The following is a 24978-nucleotide window of genomic DNA, read 5'->3' as shown; positions in this document are numbered from 1 at the left end:
CTTTTCCGGGCCATGCTCCAACGCGGATTTGTGATCGGTGCCTCACTGCTTAGTGAGTAGCGGCTAAAAAGAAGGCGGCCTATGAAAAGGCCGCTTTCTCGCGTTTTGGGGCACGCAAGTTCAGGGACAGACTTCATGCTCCGTACAATTACGGATGGAAATCATCACGACTGGTTCGCAGTATGACAGCGATGATGGCCTATAACTGTATCTCGCGATGGTCGAGCGCCCTTGGTATCTGTGCAATCGTCGCGATCATCCGCCCCGCCCACGCCGATCCGCGTGCCGTCGTCGAACTCTTCACCTCGCAGGGATGCTCGTCCTGTCCGCCCGCGGACAAGATCATCGGTGATCTCGCGAAGGACCCCAACGTCATCGCGCTGAGCATGCCGATCGACTATTGGGACTATCTCGGCTGGAAGGACACGCTGGCCGATTCCCGTTTCAGCGCGCGCCAGAAGGCCTATTCGCATGTGCGTGGCGACCGCGACGTCTACACGCCGCAGGCCGTGATCAATGGCTCCGCGCATGTGATCGGCAGCGACCGCGCCAGCATCGAGAGCGCGATCAAGGACACCGAGAAGGGCGGCAGCGTGATGTCGGTGCCGGTGACGATGACGTTGACCGGCAAGCAGATCAACGTGTCGGTCGCCGCATCGAAATCGCCCGCAGTGTCGCGCGGCGAGGTCTGGATCTGCTCGATCTCCAAGTCGGTGCCGATTTCGATCGCGCGCGGCGAGAACCGCGGCCGCGAGATCACCTACCACAACGTGGTGCGCAATCTCCTCAAGGTCGGTGACTGGAACGGTTCGTCCGGGAGTTGGACCGTGCCGCTGGAGAACATCACGCGTGACGGCGTCGATGCTGCGGCGGTGTACGTTCAGGACGGCAACCGCGACAAGCCGGGCCCGATGCTCGGCGCTGCCTTCACCTCGCTTCACTAGAGCCTTGCTGCGGTACGGCGCGATGCGCCGGCCGGCTTCCGCCCGTGGCGCGCCGTTGGACCGCACGCATGTTGTCGTGCAGCCGCGCATGGCGACGAACCTGCATTCAGTGATTTGCCGAAAGGAAAGCGCCGGGGTTTTGCGCGCGTCTCGCTTGCGCAGGTCCCAAAAACAAAAAGGACCAACTTTCGTTGGCCCAGTGTTGGGATTTAACTCCCCTGCGAACAGGCCCGATCCCGACGGCCCCGGGGGGCTGGGGGCTGAGGAATCCGGAACCGAAAGGACCGGGCCAACGCAGGATTTCCTTTTCGCAGGGCAGCGGGGCGGGCGATGGGCGGAAGTGGGGCAGCAATATGATTCCGCTAACGTTCCCGTGACTCTGCGGTTTTCCGGACAATCCGCCGCGCGCGGCCGTGGTTAAGGCCCGGTTGCATTGCGATTGGCCCCTTGCGGGCACGCTCGCTTAGCGCGATCATGTCACTCTCGTGACGATCCCGAAGAGGGGCCTTCGGAACCCGATCGTTGCCGAGGTGACAGGAGGCGCTCGATGAGTTTGATCTCGGAGGACACCGATCCGAGCGGGAGTCGTGCCGCGGCGCGCACCGCCGCCGCGACCCCTCAGCCCAATCGCGTGACTTTCAATCGACTTGAACTCAACCGCATTCTCAATCTCTACGGCCGCATGGTCGCCGACGGCGAGTGGCGCGATTATGCGATCGACTTCCTGAAGGACCGTGCCGTGTTCTCGGTGTTCCGGCGCGCGTCGGAAGTGCCGATCTACCGGATCGAGAAGGACCCCCGGCTTGCGCGCAAGCAGGGCATGTACAGCGTGATTTCCGCGACCGGCCTGATCCTGCGCCGCGGCCATGAATTGGAACGCGTGCTGTTCGTGATCGACCGCAAGCTGTCGCTGGTCTAAGCGCGTCAGGTCAGTCTGCTTGTAGCCCGGATGGAGCCAACGGGTCGCGCGAACGCGCTCGATGGCAGGCTCCGCTCAATCCGGGGCCGTTGAAGCCGCGGATGAGCCTGTCCCGGATTTCGCTTGCGCTTCATCCGGGCGACATCACATCTCGCCTCGCCCAAAAGAAAAGCCCCGGCGGAATGGCCGGGGCTTGGATTTGATCGGCTCGCTCGAGGCGCTTAGTCGCGCTGGCCGAGCAGCTGCAGGAGCAGCGTGAACAGGTTGATGAAGTTCAGGTAGAGCGACAGCGCACCAGTGATTGCCGCACGCTCTGCCATCACGCCACCCTGCGAGGCGTAGCCGTAGATGTAGTCGTTCTTCAGCCGCTGGGTGTCCCAGGCGGTGAGGCCCGCGAACACCAGCACGCCGACCACCGACACGATGAACTGCAGCGCCGAGCTCGCCAGGAACAGGTTGACCAGGCTCGCGATGATGATGCCGATCAGACCCATGAACAGGAACGAGCCCATGCCGCTCATGTCACGCTTGGTGGTGTAGCCGTAGAGGCTCAGTGCACCGAACGTTGCCGCGGTGATGAAGAACACGCGCACGATCGAGGTGTGCGTGTACACCAGGAAGATCGACGACAGCGACAGACCCATCAGCGCCGAGAACACCCAGAACAGGAGTTGGGCGGTCGCGGGCTGCAGGCGGTTGATGCCGGCCGAGATGACGAACACCATCGCCAGAGGGGCGAGGATGAACAGCCACTTCAGCGGGCTCACGAACATCGCGTAGCCGAACTGCGTCAGATAGGCGTTGCCGAACTTGGCGACGGCGGCCGACTGGTCGGTCGTCACCGCACCCATGTAGACGCCGAGCGCGGCGAGGCCGGTGATGGCCAGGCCGATGCTCATGTAGTTGTAGATGCGCAGCATGTAGGCGCGCAGACCGGCGTCGACGGCCGCAGCGTCAATGCGCCCGGCGGCCCGGCCGAAAGGAGAAGCGTAGTTGCGGTCTAGGTCCGACATGGTCGAATTCCCGTGGTTGGTCCCGGTGGAGCGCAAGGGATTTGCGGCGCCGGTCGTAAATCTATCTCAGATGGCTCGGTTTGCGGAACATTAATTCCGTGTCATTCAAACCGACTATCCGACCCGATTGGTATGTGGGAAATTAACACATCCGACGCAAGCTTCCACGCGCGGCCGAATGTCGCTCTGCCCTAGCATCATAGGCAAAAACGGCGCTCGCGCCGCTACATTTTGTCACAAATTCCGCAACACTGAGGCCGGCTTCTGGTTTAGCGCGAGCAGCGTCCCGGCGAGCCCCAGTCCGACCGTGACGACCAGCGCGGCGACCACGACCAGCGCGGCGCTGCCGGCCTGCCAGATAAAACTCAGCGTCATCAGCCTAGTCACGATCAGCCAGGCCGCGATCGAGCCGGCGATCACCCCGAACACCGCGGTTGCAAAACCGATCATCAGGTACTCCAGCGCGTAGGCGCCGAGCAGTCGCACCCGCGTGGCGCCGAGCGTCTTGAGAATCACGGCGTCATAGACGCGGTGGCGGTGTCCGGCGGCGAGCGCGCCGCCGAGCACCAGGATTGCGGAGATCAGCGTCACGGCGCTGGCGCCGCGGATCGCCAGCACCAGATTGCTGACCACGCTGCCGACCGTCTCCAGCGCCTCGCGGACCCGCACGCTGGTCACCATCGGGAACGCGTCGGCGACCTGCTTGATGATGCGCGCGTCGTCGGCGGAATCGGCGTGTGGTTCCGTCAGGGTCGCGACATGGCTGTGCGGCGCACCCCTGAAGGCATTCGGCGAGAACACCAGCACGAAATTGATGCCGAGGCCCTGCCAGTCGATGTTGCGCAGGTTGGCGATTTTCGCCGGCACGTCGCGTCCGAGCACGTTGACGACGATCTCGTCGCCGATCTTCAACGACAGGCCGTCGGCGATCTTCTTCTCCATCGAGACCAGCGGTGGCCCGCTGTAGTCCGGCCCCCACCATTCGCCTTCGACGATCTTCGAGCCCTTGGGAATTTCGCCGGTATAGGTCAGGCCGCGGTCGCTCTGCAGCACCCATTCCGAATCGACCGACGGCTTGAGCTGGTCGGCCTTGACGCCGCGCGCGGCCACGATGCGCCCGCGCAGCATCGGCACGTCCTCGACGGTCGAGCCGGCGGCGACCTTGGCCAGGAAGGCATTGAAGCGGTCGGCTTCGGTGGAGGGGATGTCGATGAAGAAGAATGACGGCGCCCGCTCCGGCAGGGCGGCCAGGAATTGCCGGCGCAGATTGCCGTCGATCTGGGTGATGGTGACGAGCACCGCGAGCCCGAGCCCCAGCGACAGCACCACCGACGGCGTCAGCGCGCCCGGCCGGTGGATGTTGGCGATCGCGAGCCGCAGCATGGTCATGCGGCTGCGCGGCAGCCGCCGCGCCACCGCCATCAGGAGCTCGGCGATTCCGCGCAACAGCAAGAACACCGCGATCGACGAGGCGACGAACACGGCGGCGACCCGCTTGTCATAGGCAAGCCCGATCGCGACTCCGATCAGGAGCGCGATCACCACGGCCATCAGCGCCAGATAGCTCCAGCGCGGGCGATGCCACTCGCTGGCGACGGTCTCGCGGAACAGCGCGGCGACCGGCACGTCATGGACGCGGCCGAGCGGCCACAGCCCGAACGCCAGCGCGGTGAGCTGGCCGTAGAGGAAGGACAGCGCGAGTTCGTCGGGATGCAGCGCGGGCACTACCGGCAGCGGCAGCAGCTTGCCGAACAGGCCGACGATGACGAAGGGCAGCGCGGCGCCGAGCACGAGCCCGATCACCGAGCCGATCCCGGCCAGCACCACCACCTGCGTGCAGTAGATCGTGAAGACGTCGCGGCCGGTGGCGCCGAGCGCCTTGAACGAAGCGATGACGTCGCGGCGCCGGTCGATATGGCTCTTCACCGCGTTGGCGACGCCGACACCGCCGACCAGCAGCGCCGCGAGGCCGACCAGGGTCAGGAACTGGGTGAAGCGGTTGATGGTGCGCTCAAGCTGCGGCGAGGCATTGCTGCGGCTGCGGACCTCCCAGCCGGCCTCCGGCGCCGCGCTGCGTGCACCGTCGATCAGCGCGGTGGTGGCGCGATCGTCGTTGGCGCCGTCAGGCAGCTTCACGCGGTAGATCCAGCGCACCAGGCTGCCCGGTTGCAGCAGGTCAGTGGCGTGCAGGCTGGCTTCGCTGACCAGAAAGCGCGGGCCGAGGCCGACGCCGCCGGCGAGCTTGTCGGGCTCGGCCACCACCACGCTGCGGATCTGATAGGTCGCACTGCCGATGGTGACGCGGTCACCGAGCTTCAGGTCGAGCCGCGCCAGCAACGTCGAATCGGCGGCCGCGCCGTAGACGCCGTCGCGTTCGGCGAGCAGATCGGCGACCGGCATGTTCGGCTCGAGCGTCAGCTCGCCGAGCATCGGATATTTGCCGTCGACGGCCTTCAGCTCGACCAGCGCCAGCTTGCCGTCATTGCTGCGGGCCATCGCGCGCAGCGTGGCCGCGATCGAAACCTCGCCGCGCGTGCGCAGATAGGCGACCTCGTTGGGTTTGGCCTCGCGCGAGATCAGCGAGAATGCGACGTCGCCGCCGAGCAGCGTACGTCCCTCGCGGGACAGGCCGTCGCCAAGGCTCGCGGCGACCGAGCCGACGCCGGCAATCGCCATCACGCCGAGCGCGATGCAGGCGATGAACACGTAGAAGCCGCGCAGGCCGCCGCGCAATTCGCGCAGCGCATAACGGAAGGCAAGCGACGACGCGCGGCCCTGCACCGCGACTTCGGACGCGATGCTCATGTCGTGGATTGTCCGTCGATGCGGCCGGAGCGCAGCCGCACGACGCGGTCGCAGCGCTGCGCGAGCGCGAGATCGTGCGTCACCAGCACCAGCGTCATGCCGCGCTCGGCGTGCTTGGTGAACAGCAGGTCGACGATCTGCTTGCCCGTCGTCTCGTCGAGATTCCCGGTCGGCTCGTCGGCAACGAGGATCGCGGGATCGGGCGCGAGCGCGCGCGCGATCGCGACGCGCTGCTGCTCGCCGCCGGAGAGTTGCGTCGGATAATGATGCAGGCGCTCGCCGAGCCCGACCGATTGCAGCTCCTGCGCGGCGCGCGCAGCGGCATCGGGATTGCCGGCGAGCTCAAGCGGCACCGCCACGTTCTCCAGCGCCGTCATGGTCGGGATCAGATGGAATGACTGGAAGACGATGCCGACCTGGCGGCCGCGGAAGCGCGCCAGCGCATCTTCGTCGAGGGCATTGAACGAGGTGCCGTTGACGACCACTTCTCCACTGTCAGGACGTTCGAGCCCCGCCATTACCATCAGCAAGGTCGACTTGCCCGAGCCCGACGGGCCGATCAGGCCGATGGCCTCACCCGCCGCCACACGAAGGCTGATATCTTTGAGGATATGGACCCGTGCCGCGCCGGTGCCGAGCGAGAGATTGACGTTCCTGACGGCAATGGTGTCCGGCTCGACGTCGGTCAGTGAAGAGGATTCGATGAGACTGTCCATGGTTCGGTCATATGGCACTTCCGCGGCTGCGGTCGAGGGCCGGTTGAGAATCTTCGTGCACATACTCGTGTTGCTTATGGGCTTGATGACGGCGGCCAGCGCGCAGACGCCAAGGCTGGAGAATGGCCCGGAGAAGGGCCCGGCGAAGCCGATCAAGATGGTGGTGCTGGGCGATTCCCTGAGCGCCGGGTATGGCCTTCCGGGCCCGGCGGCATTCCCGATCCGGCTGCAAAAGGCGTTGGAAGCCAAGGGGATAAAGGTCGAGATGAGCAATGCCGGGGTGTCCGGCGACACCGCCTCGGGCGGCCGCGAGCGGCTCGACTGGTCGGTGCCTGATGGAACCGATGCGGTGATTGTCGAGCTCGGCGCCAACGATGCCTTGCGCGGCATCGATCCCGCCGTCACGCGTGCCGCGCTCTCCGACATCATCACAAAGTTGCAGGCGCGCAAGATCGCCGTGCTCTTGTGCGGCATGCTCGCGCCACCGAACTATGGCAGTGAGTACGCAGCGAAGTTCAACGCGATCTATCCGGATCTCTCGAAGACCCTTGGCGTGCCGCTCTATCCGTTCTTCCTCGATGGGGTTGCCGCCGACGCGAAGCTCAACCAGGCCGACGGCATGCATCCGACGGCAGCAGGTGTGGACATCGTTGTGAAAAATATCCTGCCCACAGTGGAGGCATTTCTCGGCGCAATATCAGGGCAACGCAGTTGAAGCGCAGGCAGTGAGCCGTGCCGTGTCCGTAGGTTTACGAGCTGTTAACGGGTCATGCTTCGCAGAGTCACATATCTCGGGTACAAATAGGCATCGGTGATTCGTCGCCGGGCCGTTACAGGGTGCGGGCTCCCAAAACCCGCGCCAAGCATCGAGGATTATTGCGATGCCGCGTCTGTTCACTGGACTGGAAATTCCGGCCGATATCGGCCAAACCCTCTCCAGCTTGCGTGGCGGCCTTCCCGGCGCACGCTGGATCGATCCCGAAAATTATCACGTCACTCTACGCTTCATCGGCGATATCGATGGCATGTGGGCCAACGAGATCGCGACGATGTTGTTTCGGGTAAACCGCAAGCCGTTCGAGGTCAAATTGCAGGGCCTGTCGAGCTTCGGCGGACGCAAGCCGCGCGCGGTGGTTGCCGCCGTCGAGCCGAGCCGGCCGTTGATCGAACTGCAGGCCGAGCTCGAGCGGATGATGCAGCGGATGGGGCTCGATCCCGAGGGCAGGAAATTCACGCCACATGTCACGCTCGCTCGTCTGCATGACGCTTCGAGCCAGGACGTCGCGGATTATCTGTCCGTGCGCGGCTACTTCCCGAGCCGCAGCTTCCTGGCGGACCGCTTCGTGCTGTTCTCGTCGCGCGCGTCGACAGGCGGCGGCCCCTATGTGGTCGAGGATTCCTACGCGCTCTGCGCGTGAGCCTCTTCACCTCGCCCCGCTTGCGGGGAGAGGTCGGATCGCATCGAAGATGCGATCCGGGTGAGGGGGTGCGGGTCCGTCGATAGAGCGCGTCGGGTGGTGAGAGCCCCTCACCCCAGCCCTCTCCCCGCAAGAGCGGGGCGAGGGAGAGGAAAGTGCATACCCCACTGGCACAATTCACGGCTTGCAATTTGCCGCGCACTAGGGCCGTAAGGTGGGCTCATGCTGTCCACCTCGCCTAGTTCCTTGCTCGAGCACTACAAGTCCCTGGTCGCCTCCGGCGCGATCGAGGCGGATCCCGCGCAGGCCCGCGCCGCCGAGGCATTCGGCGCGCTGGATGAGCGCCTCGCGAGCTACAAGCCGCAGCGCAAGCAAGGCCTGTTCGGGCGGCTGTTCGGCGGCGACACGGACGACAAGCCGCTGCGCGGGCTCTACGTCCATGGCGAGGTCGGTCGCGGCAAGACCATGCTGATGGATCTGTTCTTCCAGCAGAGCCCGGTCGAACACAAGCGCCGCGCGCACTTCCACGAATTCATGGCCGAGGCGCATGAGCGCATCTACGGCTACCGTCAGCAGATCGCGCGCGGTGAGATCGCGGACGGCGACGTGATCGCGCTCACCGCGCAGGCGATCTTCGACGAAGCCTGGCTGCTCTGCTTCGACGAATTTCACGTCACCGACATCGCCGATGCGATGATCCTCGGCCGGCTGTTCGCAAAGCTGTTCGAACTCGGCACCGTCGTGGTCGCGACCTCGAACGTTGCGCCTGAGGATCTCTACAAGGGCGGGCTCAATCGCGCGCTGTTCCTGCCGTTCATTGCGCAGATCTCCGACCACATGGACGTGTTGCGGCTCGATGCGCGCACCGACTTCCGGCTGGAGAAACTTGTCGGCGTCAAGATGTGGTTGGTGCCGGCGGATGACGCCGCCGATGCCGCGCTCAACGCGGCCTGGCGCAAGATGACCGGCAATGCCCCGTGCAAGGCGCGCCTCATTCCGATCAAGGGACGCATCCTGAACGTGCCCTGCTCGGCGCACGGCGTCGCGCGCTTCAGCTTCATGGACATCTGCGAGAAGCCGCTGGCCGCGTCCGACTATCTCAGGCTCGCGCACGACTACCATACTATCCTGATCGACCACATTCCGGTGATGGACTACGCCGAGCGCAATGCCGCCAAGCGTTTCATTTCGCTGATCGACACGCTCTATGACAATGCCGTGAAGCTGATGGCCTCGGCCGAGGCCGATCCGGTGTCGCTGTACCTTGCGACCGAAGGCGTCGAGGCGATGGAGTTCAAGCGCACATCCTCGCGCCTGATCGAAATGAGCTCGGAATCCTACCTGGCGCTGCCGCACGGCCGGAAGGACTCCTCCGCGAGCGGCGCGTCGACCGGCCTGGTCGAGACCTGAAATTCAGCCGCGAAATTCCGTCTCGAAATTCCGTCTTGCGCGCGGTCCGGTTCGGAGCAACTTTTCGTGTCTCCGCGGCGGATGTTGCTGGCATGCCTGATCGAATTCCAGGCAGGGCCCGCAATCGGGCAGGCCGCGACTTGAATGGATCATTCGAAAGGGATAACCACCCTTGCAACCGACTTCCCTCCCTCCCGTACACAGTTCAAAGGACTGATTTCCCATGGCACGCGACAAGATTGCTCTGATTGGCTCCGGACAGATCGGCGGAACGCTGGCGCACCTCGTCGGCCTCAAGGAACTCGGAGACGTCGTGCTGTTCGATATTGCCGAGGGCGTGCCGCAGGGCAAAGCGCTCGACATCGCGCAGTCGTCGCCGGTCGACGGTTTCGATTCCAATCTGGTCGGCGCCAATTCCTATGAAGCGCTCGATGGCGCCAAGGTCTGCATCGTCACCGCCGGCGTGCCGCGCAAGCCCGGCATGAGCCGCGACGATCTCCTCTCCATCAACCTCAAGGTCATGGAGCAGGTCGGCGCCGGCATCAAGAAGTACGCGCCCGACGCCTTCGTCATCTGCATCACCAACCCGCTCGACGCCATGGTGTGGGCGCTGCAGAAGGCCTCGGGCCTGCCGCACAAGAAGGTGGTCGGCATGGCCGGCGTGCTCGACTCCGCGCGTTTCCGCTATTTCCTGGCCGACGAATTCCACGTCTCGGTCGAGGACGTCACCGCCTTCGTGCTCGGCGGCCACGGCGACACCATGGTGCCGCTGACCCGCTACTCGACTGTCGCCGGCATTCCGCTGCCCGACCTCGTCAAGATGGGCTGGACCTCGCAGGCGCGCATCGATGAGATCGTCGATCGCACACGCAACGGCGGCGCCGAGATCGTCAACCTGCTCAAGACTGGCTCCGCCTTCTACGCGCCGGCTGCGTCCGCGATCGCGATGGCCGAGAGCTACCTGAAGGACAAGAAGCGCGTGCTGCCCTGCGCCGCCTATCTCAACGGCGAGTACGGCGTGAAGGACATGTATGTCGGCGTGCCGGTCGTGGTCGGCGCCAAGGGTGTCGAGCGCATTGTCGAGATCGAACTGGCGGGCAAGGACCGCGAGGCTTTCGACAAGTCGGTCGGTGCGGTGCAGGGCCTGGTCGACGCCTGCAAGAAGATCGCGCCCGATCTGCTCGGCAAGTAATCTCGATTGGCAATGGCCCGATAGGCGGTTTCAATCGCCTGTCGGGTGCAAGGCGATGAAATTTCGGCGGATTTTTTAGTTGCGCGAGCTTTGGTATATGGTATGCCAGTCTCAAGGCTGACGTAAAAGGTCGCCGCACGAGGGTTTGGGAGCGTCTTTCCATGAATATCCATGAATACCAGGCCAAGGCTTTGCTGCATGAATTCGGCGTGCCGATCTCGCGCGGCGTGCCGGTGCTGAAGCCGGAAGAGGCCGACGCGGCGGCCAAGCAGCTGCCCGGCCCGATCTGGGTGGTGAAGAGCCAGATCCATGCCGGCGGCCGCGGCAAGGGCAAGTTCAAGGAAGCATCAGCCGGCGACAAGGGCGGCGTCCGCATCGCCAAGTCGGCCGCCGAGGTCAGCGAATTCGCCAAGCAGATGCTCGGTGCGACGCTGGTCACGGTGCAGACCGGTCAGCACGGCAAGCAGGTCAATCGCCTCTACATCGAGGAAGGCTCCGACATCGACAAGGAGTTCTACCTCTCGATCCTGGTCAATCGCGAGACCTCCGAAATTTCCTTTGTGGTGTCGACCGAAGGCGGCGTGAATATCGAAGAGGTCGCGCATTCGACCCCGGAAAAGATCGTCTCGCTCTCGGTCGATCCCGCGACCGGCATCATGCCGCATCACGGCCGCACCGTTGCCAAGGCGCTGCAGCTGACCGGCGATCTCGCCAAGCAGGCCGAGAAGCTGACCGGCCAGCTCTATGCCGCCTTCGCCGCCAAGGACATGGCGATGCTCGAGATCAATCCGCTCGTCGTCACCAAGCAGGGCCAGCTTCGCGTGCTCGACGCCAAGGTGTCGTTCGACAGCAACGCACTCTATCGTCATCCGGACGTGGTCGCGCTGCGCGACGAGACCGAGGAAGACGCCAAGGAGATCGAGGCGTCGAAATACGACCTCAACTACGTCGCGCTCGACGGCACGATCGGCTGCATGGTCAACGGCGCCGGGCTCGCCATGGCGACCATGGACATCATCAAGCTGTACGGCATGGAGCCGGCGAACTTCCTCGACGTCGGCGGCGGCGCCAGCGTGGAGAAGGTCGCGGCCGCGTTCAAGATCATCACTGCCGATCCGAACGTGAAGGGCATCCTGGTCAACATCTTCGGCGGCATCATGAAGTGCGACGTGATCGCCGAGGGCGTGGTCGCCGCGGTGAAGCAGGTCGGCCTCAAGGTTCCGCTGGTGGTGCGCCTCGAAGGCACCAATGTCGAGCAGGGCAAGAAGATCATCCGCGAGAGCGGCCTCAACGTCCTGCCCGCCGACAACCTCGATGACGCTGCACAGAAGATCGTGAAAGCCGTCAAGGGAGGCTAACGATGGCCGATCATCTCGACGCTCCGACACCGCTGGACGAACACCGCAAGCTCGCGGCGTTTGCGGGCGAGTGGAGCGGCGAAGAGATGGTCTATCCGTCGCGCTGGACCGCGGGCGGTCCGGCCACCTCGCAGGTCGTTGCGCGCATCGCGCTCAACGGCTTCTACCTGATCCAGGACAGCGTGCAGACCCGCGACGGCAAGGAGAGCTTCGCCACCCACGGCGTGTTCACCTACGACCGCGACGACCGGGCCTACAAATTGTTCTGGCACGACTCGCTCGGCTACTACCCGCCGTCACCGGCGTCCGGTGGCTGGGCGGGCAAGTCGCTGATCCTGGTGCGCGGCTCGCTGCGCGGCAATGCCCGTCACGTCTACGAGGTCGTCGACGACAACACCTACAACATGAAAATCCAGTTCTCGCCTGACGCGGAAGGGTGGGCCGACGTGCTCACCGGCGTGTACCGGCGTATTCACTGAGCATGATCCGGAAAAGTGGTCTCCGGTTTTCCGACAAGATCATGCTCAAACCATAGAGTCCCATCACCGATCGTCTCGCGAAAGCATCTCGAACCATGTCCATTCTGATCGACAAGAACACCAAGGTCATCTGCCAGGGCTTCACCGGCAAGAACGGCACGTTCCATTCGGAAGCGGCGATCGCTTACGGCACCAAGATGGTCGGCGGCGTGGCGCCAGGCAAAGGCGGCTCGACCCATCTCAACCTGCCGGTGTTCGACACCGTCGCCGAAGCGCGCGAGAAGACCGGCGCCGACGCCAGCGTGGTCTATGTCCCGCCGCCGGGCGCAGCCGACGCGATCTGCGAGGCGATCGATGCGGAAATCCCGCTGATCGTCTGCATCACCGAGGGCATCCCGGTGCTCGACATGGTGCGCGTGAAGCGCTCGCTGTCGGGCTCGAAGTCGCGGCTGATCGGGCCGAACTGCCCCGGCGTGATGACCGCCGGCGAATGCAAGATCGGCATCATGCCGGCCAACATCTTCAAGCCCGGCTCGGTCGGCATCGTCTCCCGCTCCGGCACCCTGACCTATGAGGCGGTGTTCCAGACCACCCAGGAGGGCCTCGGCCAGACCACCGCGGTCGGCATCGGTGGCGACCCGGTCAAGGGCACCGAGTTCATCGACATGCTGGAGATGTTCCTGGCCGACGAGAAGACCAAGTCGATCGTGATGATCGGCGAAATCGGCGGCTCCGCCGAGGAAGACGCCGCCCAGTTCCTCAAGGACGAGGCCAAGCGCGGCCGCAAGAAGCCGATGGTCGGCTTCATTGCCGGTGTCACCGCACCTCCCGGCCGCCGCATGGGCCATGCTGGCGCCATCATCTCGGGCGGCAAGGGCGACGCCGGTTCCAAGACCGCGGCGATGGAAGCCGCCGGCATCAGGGTGTCGCCGTCGCCGGCGCGCCTCGGGCATACGCTCGCGGAGATGCTGAAGTAACCGCCGTCCGGCGAGTTCCCTTCGAGGTTTGACGTGATTTGGGGCGGGTTCTCCTTAGGGAACCCGCTTTTTTATTGCGTTTTGGTGCCGAAATGCCGATCAATAAAAAATGAAAATATATTCATTTCTTAGTTCTTTTAGGCAGGAATATCTGTCCTAGATAGGGTAAAGGGTATCAATCCAGCCGGCGCACTTCCAGGCCGGCACCAGCGCCGTCTTCTACGCGCGAACCGAAAAAAATCACCAGGACTGCCCATGTCTCGCCAAGACGCGAACGCCGCTTTTGCACTCTCATCATTCCTGCAGGGCACCAACGCCGCCTACATCGACGACCTCTACGCCCGCTACGAGCAGGACCCGTCGTCGGTCGACGCCGAATGGCAGGATTTCTTCAAAAGCCTGAAGGACGCTCCGGCCGACGTCCAGAAGAACGCCGAGGGCGCCTCGTGGGGCCGTGACAACTGGCCGGTGACGCCGCGCGACGAGCTGACCTCGGCGCTCGACGGCAACTGGGCCCAGGTCGAGAAGGCGGTCGGCACCAAGCTCGCGGCCAAGGCGCAGGCCAAGGGCGTCGAGCTGTCCGATGCCGATGTCCATCAGGCCACCCGCGATTCGGTTCGCGCGCTGATGCTGATCCGCGCCTACCGCATGCGGGGCCATTTCCACGCCAAGCTCGATCCGCTCGGCATCGAGGCGCCGCGCGACCGCGAGGAGCTCGATCCGCGCTCCTATGGCTTCACCGAGGCGGACTTCGATCGCAAGATCTTCCTCGACCACGTGCTCGGGCTCGAATACGGCACGCTGCGCGAGATCGTGCAGATCTGCGAACGCACCTACTGCCAGACGCTTGGCGTCGAGTTCATGCATATCTCCAACGCCGCGCAGAAGGCGTGGATCCAGGAGCGCATCGAGGGGCCGGACAAGGAGATCTCGTTCACGCCCGAGGGACGCCGCGCGATCCTCAACAAGCTGATCGAGGCGGACGGCTTCGAGAAGTTCTGCGACACCAAGTTCACCGGCACCAAGCGCTTCGGCCTCGACGGCGGTGAATCGCTGATCCCGGCGCTCGAGCAGATCATCAAGCGCGGCGGCAATCTCGGCGTGAAGGAAATCGTGGTCGGCATGCCGCATCGCGGCCGCCTCAACGTGCTGACCCAGGTGATGGGTAAGCCGCACCGTGCGCTGTTCCATGAGTTCAAGGGCGGTTCGGCCAACCCCGACTCGGTCGAAGGCTCGGGCGACGTCAAGTATCACCTCGGCGCCTCCTCGGACCGCGAGTTCGACGGCAACAACATCCATCTGTCGCTGACCGCAAACCCGTCGCATCTCGAGATCGTTGATCCGGTCGTGATGGGCAAGGTGCGCGCCAAGCAGGACCAGCACGGCGATCCGCCGGATATGCGCATCTCCGTGCTGCCGCTGCTGATGCATGGCGATGCGGCATTCGCGGGCCAGGGCGTGGTGGCTGAATGCTTCAGCCTGTCCGACCTGAAGGGCTATCGCACCGGCGGCTCGCTGCACTTCATCGTCAACAACCAGATCGGCTTCACCACCTACCCGCGCTACTCGCGCTCGTCGCCCTATCCGTCCGACGTAGCGAAGATGATCGATGCGCCGATCTTCCACGTGAATGGCGACGATCCGGAGGCCGTGGTGTTCGCGGCCAAGGTCGCGATCGAGTTCCGGCAGAAATTCCACAAGCCGGTCGTCATCGACATGTTCTGCTACCGGCGCCACGGCCACAACGAGGGCGACGAGCCGGCCTTCACCCAGCCGGTGATGTACAAGAAGATCGCTTCTCACCCGTCAACGCTGGAGATCTACGCCAAGCGGCTGGTCGCTGACGGCGTGTTGACCGAGGGCGAGGTCGAGAAGGCCAAGGCCGACTGGCGCGCGCGGCTCGACGCCGAGCTCGAAGCCGGCGCCGGCTACAAGCCGAACAAGGCCGACTGGCTCGACGGCAAGTGGGCAGGCTTCAAGATTGCTGACCAGGAAGAAGACGCCCGCCGCGGCGTCACCGGCGTCGATGTCGCCGTTCTCAAGGATATCGGCCGCAAGATCACCAAGGTGCCGGACGGCTTCCGCGTCCACCGCACCATCCAGCGTTTCCTCGACAATCGCGCCAAGGCGATCGATAGCGGTGTCGGGATCGACTGGGCCACCGGCGAGGCCCTGGCATTCTGCACGCTGCTGCAGGAAGGTCATCATGTGCGGCTGTCCGGCCAGGATTCCGAGCGCGGGACCTTCTCGCAGCGCCATTCAGTGCTGATCGACCAGGAGGACGAGAGCCGCTACACGCCGTTCAACCATCTCGGCGGCGAAGACACCGGCCACTACGAGGTCATCAACTCGCTGCTGTCGGAAGAGGCGGTGCTCGGCTTCGAATACGGCTACTCGCTGGCCGAGCCGAATGCGCTGGCGCTCTGGGAAGCGCAGTTCGGCGACTTCGCCAACGGCGCGCAGGTGGTGTTCGACCAGTTCATCTCCTCGGGCGAACGCAAGTGGTTGCGCATGTCGGGCCTCGTCTGCCTGCTGCCGCATGGCTACGAAGGGCAGGGACCGGAGCACTCCTCCGCGCGCCTCGAGCGTTACCTCCAGATGTGCGCTGAGGACAACATGCAGGTGGTCAATCCGACCACGCCGGCGAACTACTTCCACGTGCTGCGGCGCCAGCTGCATCGCGAGATCCGCAAGCCGCTGATCCTGATGACGCCGAAGTCGCTGCTGCGCCACAAGCGCGCGGTGTCGCAGCTCGAGGAGCTCGGCAAGAACGCCACGTTCCACCGCATCCTGTACGATGACGCGCAGATGCTGCCGGACGAGAAGATCAAGCTGGTGCCGGACGACAAGATTCGCCGCGTCGTGCTGTGCTCCGGCAAGGTCTATTACGATCTCTATGAGGAGCGTGAGAAGCGCGACATCGACGACATCTATCTGATGCGCGTCGAGCAGCTCTACCCGGTGCCGCTGAAGGCGCTGGTGCAGGAGCTCGGCCGCTTCAAGAACGCCGAAGTGGTCTGGTGCCAGGAAGAGCCGCGCAATATGGGCTCGTGGCACTTCATCGAGCCCTATCTGGAATGGGTGCTCAACCAGATCCACGCACCCAACAGGCGTCCGCGCTATGCGGGCCGTCCGGCATCGGCGGCAACCGCGACCGGCTTGATGTCGAAACATCTGGCGCAGCTCAAGGCGCTGCTCGACGACGCACTGAACTAACGACTTTCATTGAAGCCATGCCCCGCGAATGCGGGGCATCCGGTATCCCGCGTCATCCAGCAGAAGTGCTGTCGTCACGGAGTACCGGATCGCTCGCTTTGCGGGCGGTGGCGGACAAGTTTCACGACCGCAAATTTTGCGACCGCAGGGTTATCGAGGAAAAGACCATGACTGAAATTCGCGTTCCAACGCTCGGCGAATCCGTGACCGAGGCCACGATCGGCCGCTGGTTCAAGAAGGCCGGTGAAGCCGTCGCGGTGGACGAGCCGTTGGTGGAGCTGGAGACCGACAAGGTCACCATCGAGGTGCCCGCGCCGGTCGCCGGCACGCTCGGCGAGATCATCGCCAAGGACGGCGAGACGGTTGCCGTCGGCGCGCTGCTCGGCCAGATCAATGACGGCGCCGCTCCGGCCGCCAAGCCGGCTGCTGCGGCTCCCGCCAAGGCCGCCGCACCGGCTGCCGCTGCTGCGCCGGCTGCTGCCGCTGCGCCGAAGGCGCCGCCGGCGGATGCGCCGCTGGCACCCTCGGTCCGCAAGCTGTCCGCTGAAAGCGGCATCGATGCGTCCACCGTTCCCGGCTCGGGCAAGGACGGCCGCGTGACCAAGGGCGACATGCTGGCCGCGATCGAGAAGGCCGCCTCGGCGCCGACCCCGGTCAACCAGCCGGCCGCCGCCGTGCAGGTTCGTGCGCCGTCGCCGGCCGACGATGCCGCGCGCGAGGAACGCGTGAAGATGACGCGGCTGCGCCAGACCATCGCGCGCCGCCTCAAGGACGTGCAGAACACCGCCGCGATGCTGACGACCTTCAACGAGGTCGACATGACCGAGGTGATGAAGCTGCGGGCCCTCTACAAGGACACGTTCGAGAAGAAGCACGGCTCGAAGCTCGGCTTCATGGGCTTCTTCACCAAGGCGGTCGTGCAGGGGCTAAGGGACATTCCGGCGGTCAACGCCGAAATCGACGGCTCTGACCTGATCTACAAGAACTACTATCACATCGGCGTTGCGGTCGGCACCGACCGCGGCCTCGTGGTGCCTGTGGTGCGCGACTGCGACCACAAGTCGATCGCCGAGATCGAGAAGTCGATCGCCGACTACGGCCGCCGCGCCCGCGACGGCCAGCTCAAGATCGACGAGATGCAGGGCGGCACCTTCACCATCACCAATGGCGGCATCTACGGTTCGCTGATGTCGACGCCGATCCTGAATGCGCCGCAGTCCGGCATCCTCGGCATGCACAAGATCCAGGAGCGGCCGATGGTGGTCGGCGGCAAGATCGAGGTGCGCCCGATGATGTATCTGGCACTCTCCTACGACCACCGCGTCATCGACGGCAAGGAAGCGGTTACCTTCCTGGTGCGCGTCAAGGAGAGCCTGGAGGATCCGGCCCGCTTGGTGCTGGACCTCTAAGGTCGTATCGCGCGCGGCGTCCGATCGGCTCGGGCGCCGCGATCTGTTGGTTGCTCACATTTGGGGATCAAAGTGACGGATAAGGTCGTTGTCATCACCGGCGGCAGCCGCGGCATCGGCCGCGCCACCGCGCTCGCTGCCGCCGCGCGCGGCTATCGCATCGTGGTCGGCTATGCATCCAACAAGACCGCGGCGGACGAGGTCGTCGCCGCGATCGAAGCCAGGAACGGCAAGGCGATCGCGGTGAAATGCGATGTCGGCAGCGAGCAGGACATCCTGGCGCTGTTCAAGGCGGCCGACGGCTTCGGCACGCTCGGCGCGCTCGTCAACAATGCCGGCATCGTCGGCAAGAGCGGCGTGCGTGTCGACGAGATGTCGGCCGAGCGTATCCAGCAGATGATGGCAGTGAATGTCACCGGCAGCATCCTGTGCGCGCGCGAGGCGGTGAAGCGCATGTCGACCAAGCACGGCGGCAAGGGCGGCGTCATCGTCAACCTGTCCTCGGTCGCGGCGAAGCTCGGCGCGCCCAACACCTATGTCGACTATGCCGCCTCCAAGGGCGCGATCGATTCCTTCACGATCGGCCTCGGCTACGAAGTCGCGAATGAGGGCATCCGCGTCGCCGGCATCCGGCCCGGCCTGATCGACACCGACATCCACGCCGCGGGCGGCGAGCCCGATCGTGCGCACCGGCTTGCCCATATGGTGCCGATGAAGCGTGTCGGCACCGCCGATGAAATCGCCAACGCCATCGTCTGGCTGATCTCGGACGAGGCTTCCTATGTCACCAGCGCGATCCTCGACGTGTCGGGCGGTCGCTAGCACACGATCAAGAGCGGGCGACGGTCTGCCGTCACGACCGCGCCCGCGTAATTGTCACAGAGCTTAGCTACAGGACCTTCCATCATGGCTTCTTACGATCTCGTCGTCATCGGCACCGGCCCGGGCGGATATGTCTGCGCGATCCGCGCGGCGCAACTCGGCATGAAGGTCGCCGTCGTCGAGAAGGACGCGACGCTGGGCGGCACTTGCCTCAACGTCGGCTGCATGCCGTCGAAAGCGCTGCTGCACGCCTCCGAGATGTTCGAGGAAGCCGGGCACTCCTTTGCCAAGATGGGCGTCAGCGTCCCGGCGCCGAAGCTAGATCTGCCCGCGATGATGAACTTCAAGCAGCAGGGCATCGACGGCAACGTCAAGGGCGTCGAGTTCTTGATGAAGAAGAACAAGATCGACGTGCTCAAGGGGACCGGCAAGATCCTCGGTGCCGGCAAGGTCGAGGTCTCCGGCGACGGCAAGTCCGAGACCGTCGAGACCAGGAACATCGTGATCGCCACCGGCTCCGATATCGCCCGCCTGAAGGGTATCGACATCGACGAGAAGCGCATCGTGTCCTCGACTGGCGCGCTGTCGCTAGAGAAGGTGCCGGAGAAATTGCTGATCATCGGCGCGGGGGTGATCGGGCTCGAGCTTGGCTCGGTCTGGCGGCGTCTCGGTGCGGACGTCATGGTCGTGGAATTCCTCGACCGCATCCTGCCCGGCATGGACGGCGAGGTGGCAAAGCAATTTCAGCGCATGCTCGAGAAGCAGGGCTTCGTCTTCAAGCTCGGCGCCAAGGTCACCGCGGTCGATAGCTCCGGCAAGACGCTGCAGGCCAAGGTCGAGCCCGCCGCCGGCGGCGCTGCGGAAACCATCGAAGCCGACGTCGTGCTCGTCTGCATCGGCCGGGTGCCCTACACCGAGGGCCTCGGGCTGAAGGAAGCCGGCGTCGCGCTCGACAATCGCGGCCGCGTCGAGATCGACGCGCACTTCTCGACCAACGTGAAGGGTATTTATGCGATCGGCGACGTCGTGGCCGGGCCGATGCTCGCGCACAAGGCGGAAGACGAAGGCGTTGCCTGTGCGGAGATCATCGCGGGCCAGGCCGGCCACGTGAACTACGACGTCATTCCAGGTGTTGTGTATACCACGCCGGAAGTGTCGTCGGTCGGCAAGACCGAGGAAGAACTCAAGCAGGCCGGCGTCGCCTACACCGTCGGCAAATTCCCGTTCACGGCAAACGGCCGGTCCAAGGTCAATCAGACCACCGACGGCTTCGTGAAAATTCTCGCAGATGCGAAGACGGATCGGGTGCTTGGCGTCCACATTGTCGGCCGCGAAGCCGGCGAAATGATCCATGAAGCCTGCGTTCTGATGGAATTCGGCGGATCGGCCGAGGATCTGGCTCGCACCTGCCACGCGCACCCGACCCGTTCGGAGGCGATCAAGGAAGCCGCGCTTGCGGTGGGCAAGCGCGCCATCCATATGTGATGATCGAAAGTCCGGCGTCAGCCGGGTTGAGATCATAGCGATGCTGCGCCGCCTGCTTCAGCCGTTCTGGGTCCTGCTTGCGATCATCTTCCTGGTCGAGGCTTGGCTATGGGACCATCTCGAGCCGATCGTGGCGCGGGCGGTGGCGTGGATTCCGCTCCGCGCGCTCAAGCAATGGCTTGCCGACCGGGTCGATTCGCTGTCGCCGGCGATGACGCTGATCGTCTTCGTCGTGCCGGTCATCCCGCTGTTTCCGCTCAAGCTGGTCGGGCTCTGGCTGCTCGCGAACCAATACTGGTTCAGTGCGGTCTCGCTGATCCTGTTCGCCAAGTTCGTCGGCGTCGGCGTGACGGCCTTCCTGTTCGACGTGACGCGGCCGAAACTGCTGGAGATGCCCTGGTTCGAGGCACTCTATAATTTCGTGATGGCGCTGCGGGCCAAGGCCACCGCGCTGGTCGAGCCAATCAAGCGGCGCATTCGCGAGATGATTAGTGGCGACGGCGAGGGCTGGGCGGCGCGCACGCTGCGCGTGATCGCGCGCTTCCGCAAAAGCGTGCATCAGACCAGCAAGCCTCTTTGATCAAAACTTTCTATTACGTCATCCTGAGGAGCGCGGAACGCGCGTCTCGAAGGATGCACGGCCCGGCCGGTGGCCGTCGATCCTTCGAGACGCGCGCAAGGGCGCGCTCCTCAGGATGACGGTTCGAAAGCGGTGCGCTGCGCCTCAATGCAGATGCAGCAAGTGCGGCTGGAACAGGCCGAGCGCCGTCATCACGATGCCGGCGAGCGTCACCAGGCCGGAGACCCAGGCCAACGCGATGATGCCCGTGATGATGGTCGCCGATGCCAGCACGATGGCGATCTGGAAGGCGGCGGAGGCAAGCTCGAAATGATGATATTTCGCGGTGGCCTCGTCGCGCTCATGCTCGGCGTGCTTGGCGCGTTCGGAGAGCTGCTCTGAACCCTCGCCGGTTTCCGGCTCCGAGCGATAGCGCGCCGCGGTCTTCTGCCAGTCGTCGATCTGCTTCTGCAGCGCGGCCCTGGCCGCCTCGTCGGTGGTGGTCGCGAGGTTCAGCTTGCCCTGTTCGGCCGCGGTCTGCACCGCGGTCCGGCGGATGCTCTTGGCCTGGAAGAAGGCCCACAGGTTGGAGGCCTCGACATTCTTGCTGATCGATTCGGTCTGGGCGCCCTTGCCGAGCGTTTCCGACAGCGCCAGGCACAGGGCGATCACGGCGATCAGGAGCGCGATCTTCTTGTTCTCGCCCGAGGCATGCTCGGCATGCTCCGCGTGCTCCATACTTTCATGTGCGCTCATGATTCCCCTCCGGATGAGACCGCGCCACGATTGCCGAATGCGGTGCACAAGGCAAGGGCCGAACGGTTTTGGGTAACCGTCTGAAGATGAACGGCGCATGACGGCGGGCAAAAGCCCGCGCTTTATTTTTTCAGAACCGAACGTTCAACCTCGGGGATGCGCGGAGCGATAGACTTCGAGCAGGCGCTCGCTGTCGATGCCGGTGTAGATCTGCGTGGTCGACAGCGAAGCGTGGCCGAGCAATTCCTGGATCGCGCGCAGATCGCCGCCGCGGCTCAGCAGATGCGTGGCGAAGGAGTGCCGCAGCGCATGCGGCGTTGCGCTGTCGGGCAGGCCGAGCGCGCCGCGCAGCCGCTCCATGGTGAGCTGGATGATGCGCGGGCTCAAGGGGCCGCCGCGCGCGCCGACGAACATCGGCCCCGCGGGGCTGAGTTGATGCGGGCAGATCGCCGCATAGTCCGCGATCAATTGCAGCACGTTCTGCAGCACCGGCACCATGCGGGTCTTGTTGCCCTTGCCGGTCACCACGAGCACGTCGCCTTCGCCGGGCTTCGGCACGTCGCGGCGCTTCAACCCGAGTGCCTCGGAGATGCGCAGGCCCGACCCGTAGAGCAGCGCCATGACGGCGGCGTCACGTACCAGTATCCAGGTCTCGCGGGTCTCGTCCGCGCGCTCGTCGGCATCGGCAAAGCGCTTCGCTGCTTCCATGTGAATCGGCTTCGGCAGGCTCTTCGCTACCTTGGGCGCGCGGATCGCCGAGAGCGCGCCGACCTTGCCCTTGCCCTCGCGTTCCAGGAAACGGCCGAACGAGCGCAGGCCCGCCAGCGCCCGCATCAGCGATCGCCCGCCGATCTCCTCGGTCCGGCGCATCGCCATGAAGGCGCGCACGTCGCTCGCCTCGAGCGCGGAAAATGCCTTGAGCGTCACCCGCGCGCCCCAGTGCCCGGCCAGGAAGGCGAGGAATTGGCGCACGTCCCGGGCATAGGCCTCGAGCGTCTTCGGCGACAGCCGCCGCTCCGCGCGCAGATGCGACAGCCAGCGCGTCATCTCCTGCGTAACCGATGCGTCGGCGCAGTCGAGTTCGAGCGGTTGGATGGGCTGATCGGTCCGGGCCATCTGTTAGGGGCTATTGGCACTACGAATCTCCTGATTATATCGCACTGCCTTCGTTTACCGATCGCTAAGACCGCGTAGCGGTGCTAGCCCGGCGCAAAGTTCGGATTCAATGGACCACACCACGCGCCACAACCCAGCCTCCGCATCGACGACACGTGTCGTCGACGTGCTGGTGCCTGTCGCGCTGAACCAGACCTATTCCTACCGCGTTCCGCGCGGCATGGAGCTTGCGCCGGGCGACGTGATCGGCGTTCCGCTCGGGCCGCGTGAGGTCGTCGCGGTGGTGTGGGCGGAAAATGCCAATCCGGATCCGCGGCTGCACAACCGGCTCAAGGACGTCAGCGAGAAGCTCGATGTTCCGCCGCTGAAGCCGGAGCTGCGCCAGCTGGTCGACTGGGTCTCCAATTACACTTTGTCGGCACGCGGCACAGTGCTGCGGATGACGCTGCGGATGGGCGAAAATCTCGGGCCGGAGCGGATGCGGCTCGGCGTGCGGCTGGTCGGCGAGCCGCCGCGGCGCCTGACGCCGGCGCGCCGGCGGGTGATCGAGGTGCTGTCGGACCGCTTGCTGCACGGCAAGTCGGACGCGGCGCGGGAGGCCGGCGTCAGTTCCGGCGTGATCGACGGCCTGGTCGACGAAGGCACCCTCACGGTCGAGGCGATGCCGCCGCCGGCACCGCCGCCCGTTCCGGATCCCTCCTACGCGCAGCCGGATTTTTCGCGCGAGCAGCGCAGTGCCGTCGACGTGATGCGGACGCTGGCCGCGAGCGGCAGCTTTCACGTCGCGCTGCTCGACGGCGTCACGGGTTCCGGCAAGACCGAAGTCTATTTCGAGGCGATCGCCGAGAATATCCGCCGTGGCAAGCAGACGCTGATCCTGATGCCGGAGATCGCGCTGACCGGCCAGTTCCTCGACCGTTTCGCGCAGCGCTTCGGCGTGCGGCCGCTGGAATGGCATTCGGAGCTGACGCCGCGCACGCGCGCGCGCAACTGGGCCGCGATCTCCGAGGGCAAGGCGCCGGTCGTGGTCGGCGCCCGCTCGGCGCTGTTCCTGCCCTATGCCGATCTCGGCCTCATCATCGTCGATGAGGAGCACGACCAGGCCTACAAGCAGGACGACGGCGCGCATTATCACGCGCGCGACATGGCGGTGGTCCGCGCCCATATCGCAAAGATCCCGATCGTGCTGGCCTCTGCCACGCCGTCGGTCGAGAGCGAGGTCAATGCGCGCAAGGGGCGCTACCAGCGCGTGGCGCTGCCGTCGCGGTTCGGCGGCCAGCACATGCCGCATATCGAGGCGATCGACATGCGCCGCGCGCCGCCGCCGCGCGGCCGCTTCATTTCGCCTGTACTGGCCGAGCAGATCCGCCATGCCATCGAGCGCCGCGAGCAGGCGCTGCTGTTCCTCAACCGCCGCGGTTACGCACCGCTGACGCTGTGCCGGGCCTGCGGCCACCGCTTCGCCTGCACCATCTGCGATGCATGGCTGGTCGATCACCGGTTCCGGCAGCGGCTGGTCTGTCATCATTGCGGCTTCTCGATGCCGCGGCCGAATATCTGCCCGCATTGCGCGGCCGAGGAATCGCTGATCGCGGTCGGGCCCGGCGTCGAGCGCCTGCAGGAGGAGGCCGCCCACATCTTCCCCGAGGCACGGACGATGGTGCTGTCGAGCGATCTCATCACCTCGATCGAGACCATGCGCAGCGAGCTCAACGAGATCGCCGAGGGCCGCGTCGACATCATCATCGGCACCCAGCTGGTGGCGAAGGGCCACAACTTCCCGCGGCTCAATCTGGTCGGCGTCATCGACGCCGATCTCGGCCTGAGCAATGGCGATCCGCGCGCCGCCGAGCGGACGTTCCAGCTGCTGAACCAGGTGGTCGGCCGCGCCGGCCGCGAGCAGGGCCGCGGCGTCGGCTTTCTGCAGACTCACCAGCCGGAGCATCCGGTGATCAAGGCCCTGATCGCCAATGACCGCGAGGCGTTCTATGCCAGCGAGATCGAGATTCGCGAGCGCACCGGCTACCCGCCGTTCGGCCGGCTGGCGAGCCTGATCGTCTCCGCCGGCGACCGTCCGACCGCGGAAGGGTTCGCCCGCGAGCTCGCCGCGGTGGCGCCGCTCGACGAGCGGATCCAGGTGCTCGGCCCCGCCGAGGCGCCGCTCGCCGTCATCAAGGGCCGCTATCGCTTCCGCCTGCTGGTGAAGTCGCTCCGCAATGTCGACCTGTCGCAATATCTTCGCGAATGGCTCGATGCAGGTCCCAAGACCAAGGGCAATCTGAAGCTCGAGGTCGACGTCGATCCGCAGAGCTTCCTCTAGTTCGTTCACTGTCCTCCGTCATTGCGAGGAGCGAAGCGACGAAGCAATCCATGTGTCCGCAAAC

The 24978-nt window shown here is 65.0% G+C and carries 20 protein-coding genes; 15 read left to right on the top strand and 5 right to left on the bottom strand.

Annotation, left to right across the window (positions count from 1 at the left end):
- The first annotated feature begins 182 nt into the window (after window positions 1–182).
- Both J6525_RS15065 and J6525_RS15060 read left to right on the top strand, forming a co-directional pair.
- Window positions 183–944: a DUF1223 domain-containing protein gene (locus J6525_RS15065; RefSeq protein ID WP_028336299.1), complete on the top strand. Its 762-nt coding sequence runs from the start codon at window positions 183–185 to the stop codon at window positions 942–944.
- A 547-nt stretch (window positions 945–1491) separates the two neighbouring features.
- Window positions 1492–1863 carry a DUF2794 domain-containing protein gene (locus J6525_RS15060; RefSeq protein WP_028340822.1) on the top strand — a complete coding sequence of 124 codons (372 nt, stop codon included), beginning with the start codon at window positions 1492–1494 and terminating at the stop codon, window positions 1861–1863.
- A 221-nt stretch (window positions 1864–2084) separates the two neighbouring features.
- On the opposite strand, the gene J6525_RS15055 is transcribed toward J6525_RS15060, so the two are convergent.
- From J6525_RS15055 to J6525_RS15045, 3 genes are all read right to left on the bottom strand, one after another.
- The gene (locus J6525_RS15055; protein ID WP_021078796.1) at window positions 2085–2876 is read right to left on the bottom strand and encodes a Bax inhibitor-1/YccA family protein; all 792 of its coding nucleotides are present in this window, start codon (window positions 2874–2876) and stop codon (window positions 2085–2087) included.
- 234 nt (window positions 2877–3110) lie between these two features.
- The gene (locus tag J6525_RS15050) at window positions 3111–5681 is read right to left on the bottom strand and encodes an ABC transporter permease (protein WP_225645268.1); all 2571 of its coding nucleotides are present in this window, start codon (window positions 5679–5681) and stop codon (window positions 3111–3113) included.
- Window positions 5678–6397, bottom strand: coding sequence for an ABC transporter ATP-binding protein (locus J6525_RS15045; protein ID WP_028336302.1), 720 nt, complete (start codon window positions 6395–6397; stop codon window positions 5678–5680). Before J6525_RS15045 ends, J6525_RS15050 begins: the two co-directional genes overlap by 4 nt.
- A 55-nt stretch (window positions 6398–6452) precedes the next feature.
- Between J6525_RS15045 and J6525_RS15040 the strand changes: the two genes are divergently transcribed.
- The 12 genes from J6525_RS15040 (at window position 6453) to J6525_RS14985 (ending at window position 20743) form a co-directional block, all read left to right on the top strand.
- A complete protein-coding gene (locus J6525_RS15040; RefSeq protein ID WP_076834707.1) occupies window positions 6453–7112 on the top strand; it encodes an arylesterase in 660 nt (219 codons plus the stop codon).
- A gap of 166 nt (window positions 7113–7278) precedes the next feature.
- A complete protein-coding gene (gene thpR, locus J6525_RS15035) occupies window positions 7279–7815 on the top strand; it encodes an RNA 2',3'-cyclic phosphodiesterase (RefSeq protein WP_057020928.1) in 537 nt (178 codons plus the stop codon).
- Window positions 7816–8037: 222 nt separating this feature from the next.
- Window positions 8038–9225 (top strand): cell division protein ZapE, encoded by a 1188-nt coding sequence (zapE, locus tag J6525_RS15030; protein ID WP_225645267.1) that lies wholly within the window; start codon window positions 8038–8040, stop codon window positions 9223–9225.
- A gap of 223 nt (window positions 9226–9448) precedes the next feature.
- A complete protein-coding gene (gene mdh / locus J6525_RS15025) occupies window positions 9449–10417 on the top strand; it encodes a malate dehydrogenase (RefSeq protein WP_028336306.1) in 969 nt (322 codons plus the stop codon).
- A gap of 161 nt (window positions 10418–10578) precedes the next feature.
- On the top strand, window positions 10579–11775 hold the full coding sequence (gene sucC / locus J6525_RS15020; RefSeq protein WP_225645266.1) for an ADP-forming succinate--CoA ligase subunit beta: 1197 nt from the start codon (window positions 10579–10581) through the stop codon (window positions 11773–11775).
- Window positions 11776–11777: 2 nt separating this feature from the next.
- Entirely contained in the window at window positions 11778–12254 is a 477-nt protein-coding gene (locus J6525_RS15015; RefSeq protein ID WP_057020925.1) for a DUF1579 family protein, read from the top strand.
- A 95-nt stretch (window positions 12255–12349) separates the two neighbouring features.
- Complete coding sequence (sucD, locus tag J6525_RS15010) at window positions 12350–13231, top strand: succinate--CoA ligase subunit alpha (RefSeq protein WP_028340814.1); 882 nt, start codon at window positions 12350–12352, stop codon at window positions 13229–13231.
- Between the two features lie 255 nt (window positions 13232–13486).
- On the top strand, window positions 13487–16447 hold the full coding sequence (locus J6525_RS15005; RefSeq protein ID WP_225645265.1) for a 2-oxoglutarate dehydrogenase E1 component: 2961 nt from the start codon (window positions 13487–13489) through the stop codon (window positions 16445–16447).
- Window positions 16448–16614: 167 nt separating this feature from the next.
- Complete coding sequence (gene odhB, locus J6525_RS15000; protein ID WP_225645264.1) at window positions 16615–17856, top strand: 2-oxoglutarate dehydrogenase complex dihydrolipoyllysine-residue succinyltransferase; 1242 nt, start codon at window positions 16615–16617, stop codon at window positions 17854–17856.
- A gap of 72 nt (window positions 17857–17928) precedes the next feature.
- Complete coding sequence (locus tag J6525_RS14995; RefSeq protein ID WP_028336311.1) at window positions 17929–18678, top strand: SDR family oxidoreductase; 750 nt, start codon at window positions 17929–17931, stop codon at window positions 18676–18678.
- A gap of 84 nt (window positions 18679–18762) precedes the next feature.
- Entirely contained in the window at window positions 18763–20163 is a 1401-nt protein-coding gene (lpdA, locus tag J6525_RS14990) for a dihydrolipoyl dehydrogenase (RefSeq protein ID WP_057020923.1), read from the top strand.
- Window positions 20164–20203: 40 nt separating this feature from the next.
- Complete coding sequence (locus J6525_RS14985) at window positions 20204–20743, top strand: hypothetical protein (protein WP_092087069.1); 540 nt, start codon at window positions 20204–20206, stop codon at window positions 20741–20743.
- A 144-nt stretch (window positions 20744–20887) separates the two neighbouring features.
- Here J6525_RS14985 and J6525_RS14980 read toward each other — a convergent pair whose 3' ends face one another.
- Together J6525_RS14980 and J6525_RS14975 are read right to left on the bottom strand one after the other, a co-directional pair.
- On the bottom strand, window positions 20888–21478 hold the full coding sequence (locus J6525_RS14980; RefSeq protein ID WP_028336314.1) for a DUF4337 domain-containing protein: 591 nt from the start codon (window positions 21476–21478) through the stop codon (window positions 20888–20890).
- A 144-nt stretch (window positions 21479–21622) separates the two neighbouring features.
- Window positions 21623–22594: a tyrosine recombinase XerC gene (locus tag J6525_RS14975; protein WP_225645263.1), complete on the bottom strand. Its 972-nt coding sequence runs from the start codon at window positions 22592–22594 to the stop codon at window positions 21623–21625.
- Window positions 22595–22703: 109 nt separating this feature from the next.
- On the opposite strand from J6525_RS14975, the gene J6525_RS14970 reads away from it, so the two are divergent.
- A complete protein-coding gene (locus tag J6525_RS14970; protein ID WP_225645262.1) occupies window positions 22704–24914 on the top strand; it encodes a primosomal protein N' in 2211 nt (736 codons plus the stop codon).
- Window positions 24915–24978 lie beyond the last annotated feature (64 nt).

It is taken from the genome of Bradyrhizobium australafricanum (assembly GCF_020329495.1).
Lineage (GTDB): Bacteria > Pseudomonadota > Alphaproteobacteria > Rhizobiales > Xanthobacteraceae > Bradyrhizobium > Bradyrhizobium australafricanum.
This window is presented reverse-complemented; position numbering and strand designations above follow the sequence as displayed.